This window comes from Dyadobacter sp. CY327 (genome assembly GCF_021390415.1).
Classification (GTDB): Bacteria; Bacteroidota; Bacteroidia; order Cytophagales; family Spirosomataceae; genus Dyadobacter; species Dyadobacter chenhuakuii.
This window is the reverse complement of sequence record NZ_JAJUXJ010000007.1, coordinates 1,331,994-1,346,316: the sequence shown is the minus strand read 5'-3', so window position 1 is coordinate 1,346,316 and position 14,323 is coordinate 1,331,994. Positions and strand designations below refer to the sequence as shown.

Sequence of the window (14,323 nt, the reverse complement as noted above, 5' to 3'; positions counted from 1 at the left end):
AATTTGAGCTGTCCTTCAACGTGGCAACTCTTACTTACTACATTTCCAAAAACAGATTTATGAGACCCCAAGTTGATGTTGGCATTGCTTTCTACGGCAAACCCTATCAAACCATTGTGACAATTAAGTCGCTCATTCAGCATAGTGGACAATACATCGACAAGATCTATATTTCCCGTGAACGCAAGCAGCCGCACGAAGATTATGTCGGGATTTTCAAAGTAATTGATTACTTCCGGAATGACCCTGATGTGCGCCTCGTTATCCAATATCCCCACCACCATCTGGGCCTGGGTGTGATGGACCTGGAACGTGCAAAAACCGATGCGCGGTGGAGACAAAGCATTATGTACCAGTATGCGCTGGAAACGACCGATAAGAAATTTATGTGCATCATGCACAATGATATGCTCTTCCACGACGACATGATCGGCGTGATGCTGGAACAAATGATGAACGGGCCTGAGAATCTGATCGGTATGGGGTCGATCGGCCAATGCTGGAGTTGCCCGGCTGGACGGGATTGGGGGAATAAATGCAACCCGTTTATATTCCAGGAATATGTGCCATCTTACGAGGAGGCGATGGAACTTACCGAGGCTTATGCCACGCCACGCCAGCAGATACAGAAGAACGTGATTAAAGGCGGCCGGGTGCATATTTTGCCGGAATGCCGGTTGAACGAATACTGTGCGATGATTAATGTGGAAAGTTACCAGAAGGAAACGGTTCCGAATGGTAACATTGGCTGCTATGGAGGCAACTGGGGCGGGACTGATACGGCAACGCTGTGGTCACACGATGTTTACCAGAAAGGATACCGTTTCAAGCATATCACTTTGGAAGATTATACAAAGCATGCTCCGTTTGACAGCACAAGCAGCGGCACCCAGGCAAACAACAACCGGAACCTGTACCATCAGTCGGAGGAAGGAGCTAAGGAATATATTGAGAAAAATTACGGGCCGATCCGGTTTTCCAGCTATGTATCCCGGGCCAATTTCGTGGATTCCGTAAAAAGAAAAGCATGGCTGTCTGTTATCCATACATACGGCTATTTCAAAAACTTAGTTAAAAAATAATGCAGAGCACCTTGAACCGTGGCTTGAAATTGCTGTTCAGATCCGTCATACTAGCCCTGATTGTTCTCAGTGTTATTGAATTAACCTACCGTGTGATCACGGCCTATTATGCCAAAAATGCATTTACAGCTGCGCTGATAGACAAACATGCTTATGCAAAGTCAATTTCTTCTCCCAAAATAATCCTGGTAGGAGGCTCAAACCTGGCTTTTGGCATCAATTCCGCCAAGCTGAGCAAAATGACCGGAATGCCGGTGGTCAATATGGCCCTGCTGGCGCCGCTCGGCATCGACTTTATTTTGTCCGACGCGCTGGGCTACATCAACAAGGGAGACATTGTGATTATGTCGTTTGAATATGATGTTTTTCCCAAAGGGGATGTGGAGTCGCAACTGTCTGTTGTAGATTTTGTGCCGGAGGACAAGCATTTTGTTACTTACAAGGATGGCTTGGCAGAGAAATGGAAAGCGCAGTTTTTGCATCGTTTGCAGGCACCGTTAAGTATCGAGATTATTCTGCAGAATCCCACGGTCGCAGATCCTTACGCTATTTATTTCCGCAAAGCATTTACCCCGCAGGGCGATATCGTCAGCCATCTCAACAACATTACCCGCACAGTGGATGCGGGCCCGAACACGACGAGCCTTTTCCCGTACGAAGGGCAGGCTGAGACAATGAATGCCTTTACGGAGCGGTTCAGACAGAAAGGGGCTAAGGCCTATTTTCTGTATCCCACGATAGCCGAAAGCTTTTATAAAAACTCAGCCGTGGCGGTGGGGAAGCTTAATGAGCGTTATAAAAAGCATTTGAAAGCACCTATCTTATCCGAACCCGGGCAGTCGGTATATGCGGACAGCCTGTGTTTTGACACGGTGTATCATTTGAAAGGGAAAGCGAGGGACGAGCATACGGAAAAGGTCGCGGGTGCTTTGCTCCGTCTCGGCAAGTAATTAATTCAAGTCAATTAAAAGAATATAATGCTATTCAATTCTATTGAATTTTTAATTTTTTTTCCTGTCGTAACGATCCTTTATTTCCTGTTGGAACATCGGTATCGCTGGATGTTGCTGCTCGCGGCAAGCTGCTATTTTTACATGGCATTCAGGCCCATCTACATCCTCATCCTGGCCTTTACCATTGTAATCGATTACTATGCAGGCATCTTAATAGAGGAATCGACGGCGGAAAAAAAGAAGCGGTATCTGATTTTAAGCATTTTTGCAAACGTTGGTGTACTTGCTGTTTTTAAGTATTATAATTTCTTCGCCGCCGAACTTAACACAACATTCAATACTGACACCCCATTACTGAACATACTGCTGCCCGTAGGCTTGTCTTTTCACACTTTTCAGGCCATGAGTTATACGTTTGAAGTATACCGCGGGAACCAGAAAGCGGAACGACATTTCGGGATTTACTCACTTTATGTGATGTTTTATCCGCAATTGGTAGCAGGGCCTATCGAGCGTCCCCAGAACATTCTGCACCAGTTTTATATCAAGCACAAGTTTGACTATGAGCAGGTAAGAAGCGGATTGCTGCTGATGGCATGGGGGATGTTCAAGAAAGTCGTTATTGCGGATCGTCTGGCTATTTTCGTCAACCAGGTCTTTGATTATCCGACGCAGTATTCCGGCCCTTCGCTGGTGGTGGCAGCTGTCTTCTTTTCATTCCAGATCTTTTGCGATTTTTCGGGCTACTCCGACATTGCCATAGGATCCGCGCAGGTGATGGGCTTTACGCTGATGAAGAATTTTGACCGTCCTTATTCTTCCAAAAGCATTTCGGAATTCTGGCGCAGATGGCACATATCCCTGTCGACCTGGTTCCGTGATTATCTCTATATCCCTTTGGGCGGCAATCGTGTGGGAAGAAACCGGGCTTTACTCAATCTGTTTATCGTTTTCCTCGTAAGCGGGCTCTGGCATGGGGCAAACTGGAATTATATCATCTGGGGCGCGCTGCACGGCTTTTATCTCGTTTTTGCACTGGTTACCCAAAAGCCGAGAACCTACATCCAGTCGCTGGTAGGAATGGACCGGGTTCCCTGGCTTCATAACGGCATCCAGGTCCTGACCACCTTTGTGCTGGTTACATTCGCCTGGATCTTTTTCCGCGCCGACTATTATAATACGGATATAATGTGGAATCTTGTAAAAAGTTTAGGAAAGGGTTGGCCATCGGTTCAGGAGTTTTTCAGCACACAATATTTTATGGAAAACATTTGTCTGGGGCAAAAGCGCAGAACGTTCTTTACAGCCATTGCTCTCATTGTCTTTATGGAAATGGTCCATCATTTTCAGAAGAAGAACAGTCTCAGGCTTTCGCTTTCCTATCAGCCTCTGTGGGTGCGGTGGAGCTTCTATTCCATCTTCGTGCTAGCCATTTTATATCTGGGTGTTTTTGATAACACACCTCAATTTATATATTTCCAATTCTAGATCTTAGACCGTGATCCGGGTAAAACAGAAGCAATTCCTCATTTATCTGCTAATGGCTGCTCCGGTCATTGCGTTTGCTGTTTTTATCTTCAAACATGCGATTAATGTGCCTTTCATGGACGACATGGAACTTGTTGATTCCATTAATGTCCTGAAAAACGGAACGGCGGATGTCTTTACCACGCTTGTCAGGCAGCAGAACGACCACCGGTCTACGTTTCCGCGGTTGGGTATAATTCTCAGTTACTTGCTGAGCGGCACGCTGGATTTCAGGCTCACGATCCTGCTGGGTTACTTCAACCTGATGCTTTTGGGTTATGCTTTTTACCTGATTTACAGATCTGCCAATAAGGAGATTACGCTGTTTCTGCCCGTAACGCTGTTGCTGTTTTCGCCCCTGGTGTATTATGTTCACCTTTGGAGCCTAACGGCTTTCCAGCACACGCTTTCGATTGCGTTTTCCATTTTGTGCCTTTATTTTTTGCAGCCGGAGAAAAAACCCTCCTGGCTTTTTGCATTTCCAATCGCCGTTGCAGCCACGCTCACCAACCTCGACGGCATCAGCGTTATGCCGGTTTGTATATTCTGGCTGCTCACACAAAAGCGCTGGAAAGACAGCTTGATTTTCACAGGCCTGACGGTCGTATATCTCATCCTTTATTTTACCGATTTCAAACTTTCTTCTGCCAGCCAGATAGGCTTTACAATGAACAGCCTGCCGCTTATGGCGCACGCTTTCATTGTTGTTACGGGGTCGTTCGCAAGATTTATTTCGGACACATATGGCATATTGTTGTCTACGATCCTGGGTTCCGGCATTCTGCTAACCTTTCTTGTATTCAAATTTTTCCCCCGCTCGGAAGCGGGCTATCGCTTCTCATTCCCTGAGATATGGAAGCTCGACCTGACGGATATCTGCTTTTTGAGAATGCTGGGCAGTATGGGGATGATCATGATCGGCCGCTATGCCGAAGGCGTGGGAACGATGATTGCGCCCAGGTTCCAGATTTACGCTGTCAGTGTTCTTATTCTCTTTTATTTGTTTCTGGTTAAAAGCGCACCCTTCCGTAAAGCCACTTTTTTCAAGATTGCCGCCATAAGCATTGCATTGGTTTTAAGCGTTTACAGTTACAGAAAATACGACAAGGCTGTTAATTTTAACGACGCCGGACTGAAAGCGGATAGTTACAATTATACAAGGAACAAGTTCTTTCTGCACCAGTATTATAACCTGCCCGACCCGGAGCCCTCATTTTATGAAAACTATATCTTTCCTGAGTATTTCGGCAAAAAGGTGATCGATACATGGAAAACCACTTCCGGGGCCAAAAGTGATCTGGGCATACAGGTGACCGAATATCCGGATCTGCCGCGATATAAAACTTACCTCTATCGGGTGAAAGCGATCAAAGTTTCCAATGTTGGGAGTGAAGTTCCTGGTAAAGATGTATATCTGGGCCTGACAGAAAATGCTGATCCCAACCGGTTCTACCTGGTGGCGCTAAAAGACGACCGGCCGTCGTGGAAGAGTGGAAAAGCAGGGGCAGGGGAATTTAATGTAGAAATTCCTGTCAAAATCAAGCCAGGAACTTATACTGCTACATTGTGCTGGCTGGACGATGATCAGCCCCGGTTCAAGATGATTTCCAAAAATGTTTCGCTTTGAGCTGCTTTAAACATGCGCTAAATAGCTTTATGTTTGTGCAAATCGGGCGCATTGGATGAATGAAAAAATAAGATATTTCCGGAAAACGCTGGACCACATATTGATAGCGATGAGTGTCGTTTGTGCAATGGTGGTCGTTTTTCATTTGGGCTACAACAGAGACCCGAAAATTGAGCAGCTAACCAATCGGATTTTGGAATGGTGCTTCTTATTTTTCACACTGGCGCTGGCTGCCAAGACTTTCACAGCGTTCAAAAGTAAATCTTCAATCATTTCCCGGGTAGGAGAGGCGCTGCTGCTCTTTTATTTTCTCGCGGTGATCATTGCCGATAGTTACCATTTTTCCGGAACGGACGGAACAGAACTTGTGAAACCGGAATGGATGTACGTAGGCATTTTCGCGATACTCATCATTGAAGTTTCCAAGCAGACGCTGTTCTTTGATAAGTTTTATTTCAATCCCACGCTGCTTTTCGTACTGAGCTTTCTGACATTGATCCTGATCGGCACGGCGCTGTTGCTGCTGCCCAAAACCACACACCATCAACAGCTTACATTTGTAGATGCGCTTTTTATTGCAACGAGTGCGGTTTGCATTACCGGACTTTCTGTTGTGGACATTGCCTCGGAGTTCACGCGCTTCGGCCAGACCATTCTGCTCGTGCTCGTACAGATCGGCGGGCTGGGTATCATGACATTTACGGGGTTTTTCGGCTACTTTTTTTCAGGCGGATTTTCCTATAAAAACCAACTGATGTTTACCGAGCTGATCGGTGAGAATAAGGTGAGTTCCGTGATTTCTACTTTATATAAAATCATCCTGGTCACTTTCTTTTTCGAAATTGTAGGGGGTGTGCTCATCTATCTCAGCCTGGAACCGGACGATTTTGAAAGCCGCGCAGAGCAGCTTTATTTTACTGTTTTTCACGCCATAAGCGCCTTTTGTAATGCGGGATTTTCTACTGTTCCGGATGGCATGAACAATGCTGCGCTCCGGTTTAATTATGAGCTGCATCTTTCGCTCATTCTGCTGTATGTGATGGGAGGATTGGGCTTCGGGATCATTTTCAATTCATATGAATTTATCCGGCGCTGGGCCTACAACCTTTACCACCGGGTACGGCATGGGCGTCATTTCATTTACAGGGCGCGCGTCATTGCTTTCAACTCCAAAATCATCGCTTATACCAGCTTTTTTCTCATATTATTCGGGTTTACAGTGGTTTTCATTTTAGAGTATAACCACACGCTTCTGGCGCATGACACTTACTACGGCAAGATTGTGACGGCCTTGTTTATCGGCACCAGCCCGCGGTCGGCAGGATTCAATACAGTTGTAATGAGTCAGTTGGCTTTTCCGACCGTGATGCTCATTTTTCTGTTAATGTGGATTGGTGCTGCGCCTGGTTCTACCGGCGGGGGGATTAAGGTTACTACATTTGCATTGGCGATCCTCAACATTGCGACGTTATCAAGAGGAAAAGGAACGATTGAAGTATTTGGGAGAAAAGTTTTGCAGGAGTCGATCTCTAAGGCGCTGGGAATTATCTCGTTATCGCTGATCTTTCTTGGCATTGCCATCTTTCTATTGTCGGTCACCGATCCCGATAAACATCTCATTTCACTCGCATTTGAAACTTTCTCGGCATACAGCACCACCGGGCTCAGCCTGGGAGTGACGCCGGAACTGAGCAGCGCCGGCCGCCTGGTGATCATCGCAACCATGTTCATCGGCAGGGTAGGTTCGCTGACATTGCTTGTGGCCATTGTCCGGAATGCAAGACCAACAAATTATCAGCTCCCGGGCGAGCAGATGAACTTTTAAACCAGTAAAAAATGAAATACATCATATTTGGATTGGGAAGTTTCGGCAAATCCCTGGCAACCCGCCTCACAGAACTGGGGCACGAGACCATCGGCGTGGACAATAACATGCAAAAGGTGGAACAGCTGAAAGAGCGCATTACGCATACGGTGTGCATGGATTGTACGGATAAGAATGCAGTGAGTTCGCTGCCGCTCAAAGATGCAGATGCGGTAATTGTGGCCATCGGTGAGGACGAAGGCGCATCGCTGCTGGCGACGGCATTGCTCAAACAACTAGGCGTGAAAAAGATCATCGGGCGGGTCGTGTCGGACCTTCAAAAGACTGTCCTGGAAGCGATGCAGATAGAAGAATACATTCTGCCGGAAGAGGAATCCGCGGAACGGCTCGCGATGCGGCTGGATAATTCGGGAATTGTCGATTCGTTTAAGGTATCTGAAAAATACAGCATCATTGAAACCCGCGTCCCACCGCGTTATGTGGGTAAAACGCTCGCAGAAGCTGATCTCACAAACCGTTACAATGTAATTGTATTGACGGTGCTGACCTTGTCGAAAGGATCTGAAAACGGGCTGGCGAAAATATTCAAAAGGGCCTCGGGCATTGCTACGCCCGGAACCATTATGCATGAGGACGAAGTGCTGGTCCTTTTTGGGGAATTGAAAGACATTGAAAAGCTCATGCACTGACGTCATCCGGAACAACACAACTCTTTCTACTATCCCAAAGGTTACTGCTAACCTTTGGGATAGTACTATACTTTCCATAGCATAAGTAGCTAAGTTTGTACTGTCATATCAATCATGGATAGTATCAATTTAACTTTTATGCAATGTCAAAAATAACCTGGAATGTCGACCCGATGCACTCGGAAGTGCAGTTTAAAGTAAAACACCTTGTGATTTCAACCGTAACCGGATCATTCAAATCATTCAACGGCAGAGCTGTTACGGAAGGGGAGCAATTTGAAAATGCAGCCATTGATTTTACGATCGATGTAGACAGCGTGGACACCGGTCAGCCGGGACGTGACGAACATTTACGAAATACAGACTTTTTCGAAACAGCAACTTATCCGCAGTTTCATTTCAAATCGACAACCTTTACAAAAATCAAAGGAGATTTATATAAGCTGACAGGTAACCTGACCATTAAAGGGATTACCAAAGAGGTGGAGCTGGAAGCAGAATATGGCGGAACGGAAAGGGATCCGTGGGGCAACACCAAGGTGGGATTCGAGGTGACAGGAACTATTGACCGGAAGGATTTCAATGTCACTTTTAATTCGCTGACGGAAACTGGTGGTCTGGCCTTGGGTGAGAATATTAAAATTATTGCGAATATTCAACTTGCGAAAGAAGTTGTGAATGAAGCGGTTGCAGCTTAATACATTACACTAGCATACCGATCAGCAGAAGTATAAAAATCAGCAGAAGTTTAAAACGCGCGACTTACTTGCTTCAACGGCTTAAATGTTGGAGCAAGTAACTCGGCGCGAATTTTTTTATTAATGGTCAGCGATTCCGTACTGCGTTGTCAGAGCAGTGTAAGGCTGGAAACTGCTAGTCAATTCTGCCCAGTTCTTTTCTCATGTCATACCACGCCTGAATGTCATTGTCTGCTGCATCAGTGTGATTGGCTTTCAGGTATTCCAGGAAGGTGAATTTTGCATCGTCTGATTGCAAATGCAAGTTATCTTCTACTCCCTCTGCATGAACGAGATATTCATAACCGTCGTTCGTGACTTCTTTTGACGTGTAGAATTTTCCGGATTTTTCAAAGTTGTTTACCGAACTATACAAATCATATACATCTTGATCGCCCCTCAAATCCACACTGGACAGCCAGGTTTCATAATCTGTCGTTTTTGCCATTTCAATTATAAGTTGTTTGCCATTCAAACGATAAAAATTGTACCAATGCTAAAAAGCGTTTGTATGTGCTGTTACTGGCATGGTTTTTAAATCCGCTGCTGATTTTCAAACTTGAACCAGATTTTCAGATGAAAGCGATTTTATTATTAGTGACTTGCGTATTGCTAAGCGCCGTGCTGGCATTTTCAGACCGCTTTGAAACAGACTCACCGGACGCGAAGTTCGTGCTGGCGGCCGCTGATGGCGGGATGCTTGAAGTGAAACTAGGTGAACTTGCTGTAAAGAAGGCCACTGCTGCGAAGTGCAAGGACTTTGGCAAGTCGATGATTAAAGACCATACGAAGGTTAATAGTGAGCTGAAAGCGCTCGCAGGCAAAAAGCAAGTGAGCATTCCAACGCAGCTCAGCACTGCCAAGCAGCAAATGTACGACAGCCTGAATGCGCAATCCGGCGAGCAGTTTGATATGCTTTACATGAATATGATGATTGCTTCTCACGAAGAAACGATCGGCTTGTTTCAATCAGAATCCAACGAAGGAAAAGATCCCGATTTTAAAAAGTGGGCGGATTCCAAAATCCCTGCCTTGAAGCACCATTTAGAAATGGCCAAAGCGCTTTTCCCGCAAAACCAGAAAGAATCATCTGTTAAGTAAAATGATAATCCAAGCAAAAAGCCGCCAGGTCCACAGATCTGACGGCTTTTTGCTTTCAATTATCGGTTTTCGGTTACTGCGCCAAGGGCTCGCTGTAAAAGAAATCGTCCATGATCACCAGGTCATTTTCAACATTGTCGGCATATTTGTTGCTGATCGCCGCTGAGCCGGTGGTAATGGTCACTCTTGTGATCTTGCTGTCGGGGAAAACGACGCCAAGGAACGAAAATCCGTTGGCATCCTTGCGGATAGGCGCTTTGAATTTGCCCAGACTTTTGTCTCCTTCAAAGAATTCAAGCGTAGTCGAATTGGCCTGGTCTACATCCGATAATACGACGCCGAAACCCTTCACAAACGCGTTGGTAGCTGTGCCCGGAACTTTGAAAGTCACGTCCATTTTGTTGCTTCCTACCGCTGCGAATGTGCGGGCAGGACTGAATGAGCTGAACTGCTCGCCATAACTGGAAACCAGGTCGCTAAAATCCTTGTCGCTGATCCTTAATCCTTTGCCCGGAGTAGAGAAAATAGCGCCGCGCTTTCTGCCGGCAGCAACGGCGGGATCTGTGCTATTAAAAAAATCGCCAGGGAAATTGTCTGTATTGGTTTGATTGTCAGGCACAGCATCCCAGTTAATCTCCCTGCGTCCGGCGTTCTGGTTTGGTGTGGTGTTCAGTTGGTCTCCGAGTAATGTCCTGAAAGCCGCAATCTGCGAGGTAATGTCCCCGCTGCCTTTCACTTCCGTAAAGTTGAGCGATGGCGAAGGTGTTTCCGGTTCGTCACTGTCGTTGCATGCGGACATGAGTGCGATGCAGGCAAATATGGCTGCATTTCTGATCTTTGTTTTCAATTGATAAGGTTTCATAACTAAATTGGTTGAACTTGTTTTAATTTTCTGTTGACAAAGGTATCGGGCACCCGGACGCTCAACTTGAAAGAAATGCTAAAAACTATTAAAAAGTATAAAAAGGATTGGGAGTATTAGTGCTTGATAATCGACCTTTTAAGCATACCTATGAGCCGATATACCAATGCGTTCCTCATTATGCTTCCCATTGCGGGCTGTATTTTGTGGTATTTACTCAAAGTGTTCCAATTTCAAACAAGCCCTGAGCAGTATCCCGACGGCATGGTGATCCTGCAATTGAGCCGGGGCTGGTTGGAGGGCCGGCCATTGCTGTTTGATACGATCTACGGAAACCATGCGCTGCAGCATAACTATTATCTCATTCCCCTGGCAGGCATTTTTACCAAACCGATGGGCGTTTATGGGCTTTTTATGGCCTATGTATGTCTGGTTGGCTTCTTTTTCTGGAAATATTATCGAAGTCTCCCGGACTTTAATGCGTTGGAAAGCCGTGCCTCCTGGCTCACGGCCGTGTGCTTCGTTTTTGGGCCTATGGCGTATTTCATGTATCTGGATTATTTCGGCTGGCATCCCGAGCAATACCTGATTCCGCTGCTCGCGTTGCTCGCATTAAGTCTGGGACAACGGAAGTGGGGGATGAGCCTGGTGTGGCTGTCACTTGCATTTTTGGTCAAAGAGTCTGCTATTGTGCTCATTTGCTGTTTGTTATTGTTTTGCTCGGTGGTGGATCTGGTCCTTCGCAATCCGGGCAAACCGGTTTTGAGCTATCTATTAAACAGGAGAAATGTGACTATCACCGGCATCTCTCTTACATTGTTTGCTCTTGGATTATGGTGGCTTTCGCATTTAAACGGACCACAAACGAGCCGTCTTGCCCAGGCGTTTGCAAAGGTTGAATTTAACATGACGTTCGTTTATTATGTTCTGTTTTCGGGCATGGTCGGGTTATTGACTTTTGGTTTGGGACTGATTCCTTTTATCCCTTGGCTTCGTACATTTGCGCGTAAGCGTCTCATTTTCGGGTTGTTGGCAGGTTGCTATTTGGTTTTGTTTGTGATGTTTGCTGTGGAGTCGCTATATTACTTTCCAACCATTTATCCGGGGATCTCGTACCCGCCGAGGATAAGCGGTCTGTGGGCTTTCATGTTTGGGGCTTTCCTGTTTCTGAGTCACCGGTTCACGCTGTCAGGCATGTTAAGAGGTCAAAATGCAATGTCCTGGACGCTGGCGGGCTGCGTTTTGCAGTTTGTTATGGCGCCGTTTTTGGTTGCGCATCATTTCACATTCGAGTCCAGGCCTTCCCGGTTAAGTGCCCATGTATCTTATTTGATCAAAACGTGCCTCGGACTGGATCCTTACCCGGAAGGCATTGCCAATGAACTGCATGATCTGGCAGGAAAGCTGCCGCCCGGCTCGGAGGTGATCGTTCCGTTTCAGCACATACGCTATTTCGAAAATGTTTATCCAAGCTTCTGGGATTACGGCGGAAAATACCCGCTGCATGTGCTTGGCAAACCCCTTCTTTATGTCTACGAAAGGGATTTGGTCAAAAGCGGCTTTTACCGCACATTCCCTGGCAGTGATTACCGAATTATTCCCAATGAGCATCTTTTGATTCTGGCCGATCCCGGCTGGTATAAACTGCACTTCAAATGACAGGGGAGACAAGAGAAAAATGGATCAGGAAAAACGCGTATTACCATCGGACTTTGGTAAAGCAATTAAAATTCATTGTGCCGGAAGGATCCTCCGTGCTGGAAATTGGTTGCGGCACAGGCTATCTGCTGGAACAACTGCGGCCGGCAAGGGGCGTCGGCATTGACATCTCGGGCGAAATGATCCGTTTTGCCAGAATCCATCGCCCGGGCAACACCTATCTGGAAATGGGTGCGGAACATTTATCGTTGGACGAAACCTTCGATTACGTGATCATCAGTGATACAATAGGAAGTTTCAGGGACGTTCAGATGGTGTTTGAAGCAGTTCACAAAGTATTCACTCCGCAAACCCGCCTGGTGATCACCTCCACCAATTTCATATGGAGGCCATTGCTGAACCTTGCAGAAAAGCTTGGTCTGAAAATGCCCCAGAAACGTCAGAACTGGCTAGATATCAGTGACATTATCTCGCTCCTCAATCTCTCGGATTTCGATCTGATCAGCCACGACAAGAAGATGATCTTTCCCAAATACATTCCCTTTCTATCCGATTTCCTGAACCGGTATGTAGCAAATCTGCCCATCATTAATGCCCTGGGACTGATTACTTGCCTGGTGGCCAGGAGCAAGCGCGTGCCCGTAAAGCCTGCCGGGGAGATGAGCGTAAGCGTTATTATTCCTGCCCGCAACGAAAAAGGCAACATTGAAGCCCTCATGCAGCGCACACCCGAGATGGGGCGTCATACAGAACTGATTTTTATAGAAGGCAATTCCACGGACCAAACCTGGCCTGAAATCGAGCGGTTGGGCGCTCATTATAGCGGATTCAGGGACATTAAATGGGCGCAGCAAACGGGCAAAGGCAAGGGAGACGCAGTCAGGAAGGGTTATAGCGTGGCGAGCGGGGATATTCTGATGATCCTGGATGCCGATATGACCGTGGCGCCCGAGGAACTTCCCAAGTTTTTCAATGCCATTGCATCGGGGAAAGGGGAATATATCAATGGTTCACGGCTGGTGTATCCTATGGAAAAGGAGGCAATGCGTTTCCTGAACCTCCTGGGTAACAAGTTTTTCAGCCTTGCATTTTCATGGCTTTTGGGCCAGAACTTGAAGGATACATTGTGTGGTACCAAAGTGATTTCAAGGGAAAATTATTTGAAACTAGCCGCTAACAGGGCTTATTTCGGGGATTTTGATCCGTTCGGCGATTTCGACCTGATTTTCGGTGCTGCCAAGTTAAACCTAAAATTTGTCGAGATCCCGATCCGTTACCGCGCCCGCACATATGGTGAGACGAATATCTCCCGCTTCAAGCATGGCTGGCTTTTGCTGCGCATGACTGCATTTGCCGTGAAAAAAATCAAATTCACCTGAACGGCAGCATTATTTCACATCCGCATCCGGAAAGCAGTCGGCGTAGCGCCGGTGTATTTTCGGAACTGTTTACAAAGATGGCTTTCGTCCGTATAGCTGAACTCGTCAGCAATTTCACTCAGGGTAAGCTGGCTGTACAGCAGGCGCGCTTCTATGAGTTTGATCCTGTGCTTGATAATGTATTGTTTTAAAGATTCGCCGGTTTGCTTCTTGAAAAAGAGGCTGATATAGGCAGGTGCATAATGGAAAGTTTCGGCCAGATGTTCAATAGTGAGTTCTTCGGGACGGTAAATGTGCTGCCGGATATACATTAAAATCGCTTCTATCGAATCCTTCGTAACGGGCTTTCCGGGCGTCTGACTGAACAGGTTGCGTGCCAGGATAACGAGCATGCTGCGCATGAGACTATCGCGGATGATCTCAAAATACTGCGACTGGTCATTGGCTGATTCTGTTTCCAGGACCGCCAGTAAATGGTGCAGCTTCTGTTTCTCCTGCTTATCCGTAACAATTGATCCGCGGCTTTGCGATGAGGTGTTCAGCAAATTCCGGATCACCGGCTGCCAGGGGCGCTCCTTATCGCCAGGCAGCTGCTTCTGAATAGATTCATTGAAACGGACAAAGCTGAATTCCGTCGGTTCCTGAATATCGAAATGATGAAAATCCTCCGGGCCAAGCAGAAAAACATCTCCTTCGGCATATTGGAACGCATTGCCATTGATATGGTGAACACCATTTCCTTTCAATATAAAAATAATTTCAAAATACGTATGCTTATGTACCGAGTGCGTCCAGGTTTCGGCCTCGAAATGATAAATGCTGAATGGTGAATGAAGGACGTAGCGTTTCATGGGGTTTTAAGAATACCATAAACATACCAAT

General features: G+C 46.4%; 13 protein-coding genes. 10 read left to right on the top strand and 3 right to left on the bottom strand.

Going from position 1 to position 14,323, the window contains the following annotated elements:
- Positions 1-59: 59 nt before the first annotated feature.
- From LZG74_RS21980 to LZG74_RS21950, 7 genes are all read left to right on the top strand, one after another.
- Positions 60-1,082, top strand: coding sequence for a hypothetical protein (locus LZG74_RS21980; protein ID WP_233798640.1), 1,023 nt, complete (start codon positions 60-62; stop codon positions 1,080-1,082).
- On the top strand, positions 1,082-2,032 hold the full coding sequence (locus LZG74_RS21975; protein WP_233798639.1) for a hypothetical protein: 951 nt from the start codon (positions 1,082-1,084) through the stop codon (positions 2,030-2,032). The genes LZG74_RS21980 and LZG74_RS21975 overlap by 1 nt, the downstream gene beginning before the upstream one ends.
- 27 nt (positions 2,033-2,059) lie before the next feature.
- Positions 2,060-3,523 (top strand): MBOAT family protein, encoded by a 1,464-nt coding sequence (locus tag LZG74_RS21970; RefSeq protein WP_233798638.1) that lies wholly within the window; start codon positions 2,060-2,062, stop codon positions 3,521-3,523.
- 10 nt (positions 3,524-3,533) lie between these two features.
- Positions 3,534-5,189 carry a hypothetical protein gene (locus tag LZG74_RS21965; protein WP_233798637.1) on the top strand — a complete coding sequence of 552 codons (1,656 nt, stop codon included), beginning with the start codon at positions 3,534-3,536 and terminating at the stop codon, positions 5,187-5,189.
- A gap of 55 nt (positions 5,190-5,244) precedes the next feature.
- Complete coding sequence (locus tag LZG74_RS21960; RefSeq protein ID WP_233798636.1) at positions 5,245-7,014, top strand: TrkH family potassium uptake protein; 1,770 nt, start codon at positions 5,245-5,247, stop codon at positions 7,012-7,014.
- Positions 7,015-7,025: 11 nt separating this feature from the next.
- Positions 7,026-7,703: a TrkA family potassium uptake protein gene (locus tag LZG74_RS21955; RefSeq protein WP_233798635.1), complete on the top strand. Its 678-nt coding sequence runs from the start codon at positions 7,026-7,028 to the stop codon at positions 7,701-7,703.
- A 143-nt stretch (positions 7,704-7,846) separates the two neighbouring features.
- A complete protein-coding gene (locus LZG74_RS21950) occupies positions 7,847-8,401 on the top strand; it encodes a YceI family protein (protein WP_233798634.1) in 555 nt (184 codons plus the stop codon).
- A 175-nt stretch (positions 8,402-8,576) separates the two neighbouring features.
- Here the strand turns inward: LZG74_RS21950 and LZG74_RS21945 are convergent, their stop codons facing one another.
- Positions 8,577-8,888 carry a hypothetical protein gene (locus LZG74_RS21945; protein WP_233798633.1) on the bottom strand — a complete coding sequence of 104 codons (312 nt, stop codon included), beginning with the start codon at positions 8,886-8,888 and terminating at the stop codon, positions 8,577-8,579.
- Positions 8,889-9,016: 128 nt separating this feature from the next.
- On the opposite strand from LZG74_RS21945, the gene LZG74_RS21940 reads away from it, so the two are divergent.
- Entirely contained in the window at positions 9,017-9,541 is a 525-nt protein-coding gene (locus LZG74_RS21940; protein ID WP_233798632.1) for a DUF4142 domain-containing protein, read from the top strand.
- A gap of 73 nt (positions 9,542-9,614) precedes the next feature.
- Here the strand turns inward: LZG74_RS21940 and LZG74_RS21935 are convergent, their stop codons facing one another.
- Positions 9,615-10,403: a hypothetical protein gene (locus LZG74_RS21935; protein WP_233798631.1), complete on the bottom strand. Its 789-nt coding sequence runs from the start codon at positions 10,401-10,403 to the stop codon at positions 9,615-9,617.
- Between the two features lie 150 nt (positions 10,404-10,553).
- Between LZG74_RS21935 and LZG74_RS21930 the strand changes: the two genes are divergently transcribed.
- Positions 10,554-12,062: a hypothetical protein gene (locus LZG74_RS21930; protein WP_233798630.1), complete on the top strand. Its 1,509-nt coding sequence runs from the start codon at positions 10,554-10,556 to the stop codon at positions 12,060-12,062.
- The gene (locus tag LZG74_RS21925; RefSeq protein ID WP_233798629.1) at positions 12,059-13,441 is read left to right on the top strand and encodes a bifunctional class I SAM-dependent methyltransferase/glycosyltransferase family 2 protein; all 1,383 of its coding nucleotides are present in this window, start codon (positions 12,059-12,061) and stop codon (positions 13,439-13,441) included. The genes LZG74_RS21930 and LZG74_RS21925 overlap by 4 nt, the downstream gene beginning before the upstream one ends.
- A gap of 14 nt (positions 13,442-13,455) precedes the next feature.
- Here LZG74_RS21925 and LZG74_RS21920 read toward each other — a convergent pair whose 3' ends face one another.
- Complete coding sequence (locus LZG74_RS21920) at positions 13,456-14,292, bottom strand: AraC family transcriptional regulator (RefSeq protein ID WP_233798628.1); 837 nt, start codon at positions 14,290-14,292, stop codon at positions 13,456-13,458.
- Between the last annotated feature and the right edge of the window lie 31 nt (positions 14,293-14,323).

Excerpts from the sequence above, each read along its gene's own strand:
- LZG74_RS21945 (WP_233798633.1), bottom strand. The coding sequence starts at position 8,888 with ATGGCAAAAACGACAGATTATGAAACCTGGCTGTCCAGTGTGGATTTG.
- LZG74_RS21930 (WP_233798630.1), top strand. The coding sequence starts at position 10,554 with ATGAGCCGATATACCAATGCGTTCCTCATTATGCTTCCCATTGCGGGC.
- LZG74_RS21940 (WP_233798632.1), top strand. The coding sequence starts at position 9,017 with ATGAAAGCGATTTTATTATTAGTGACTTGCGTATTGCTAAGCGCCGTG.
- LZG74_RS21925 (WP_233798629.1), top strand. The coding sequence starts at position 12,059 with ATGACAGGGGAGACAAGAGAAAAATGGATCAGGAAAAACGCGTATTAC.
- LZG74_RS21955 (WP_233798635.1), top strand. The coding sequence starts at position 7,026 with ATGAAATACATCATATTTGGATTGGGAAGTTTCGGCAAATCCCTGGCA.
- LZG74_RS21935 (WP_233798631.1), bottom strand. The coding sequence starts at position 10,403 with ATGAAACCTTATCAATTGAAAACAAAGATCAGAAATGCAGCCATATTT.
- LZG74_RS21950 (WP_233798634.1), top strand. The coding sequence starts at position 7,847 with ATGTCAAAAATAACCTGGAATGTCGACCCGATGCACTCGGAAGTGCAG.
- LZG74_RS21975 (WP_233798639.1), top strand. The coding sequence starts at position 1,082 with ATGCAGAGCACCTTGAACCGTGGCTTGAAATTGCTGTTCAGATCCGTC.
- LZG74_RS21920 (WP_233798628.1), bottom strand. The coding sequence starts at position 14,292 with ATGAAACGCTACGTCCTTCATTCACCATTCAGCATTTATCATTTCGAG.
- LZG74_RS21970 (WP_233798638.1), top strand. The coding sequence starts at position 2,060 with ATGCTATTCAATTCTATTGAATTTTTAATTTTTTTTCCTGTCGTAACG.
- LZG74_RS21980 (WP_233798640.1), top strand. The coding sequence starts at position 60 with ATGAGACCCCAAGTTGATGTTGGCATTGCTTTCTACGGCAAACCCTAT.
- LZG74_RS21960 (WP_233798636.1), top strand. The coding sequence starts at position 5,245 with ATGAATGAAAAAATAAGATATTTCCGGAAAACGCTGGACCACATATTG.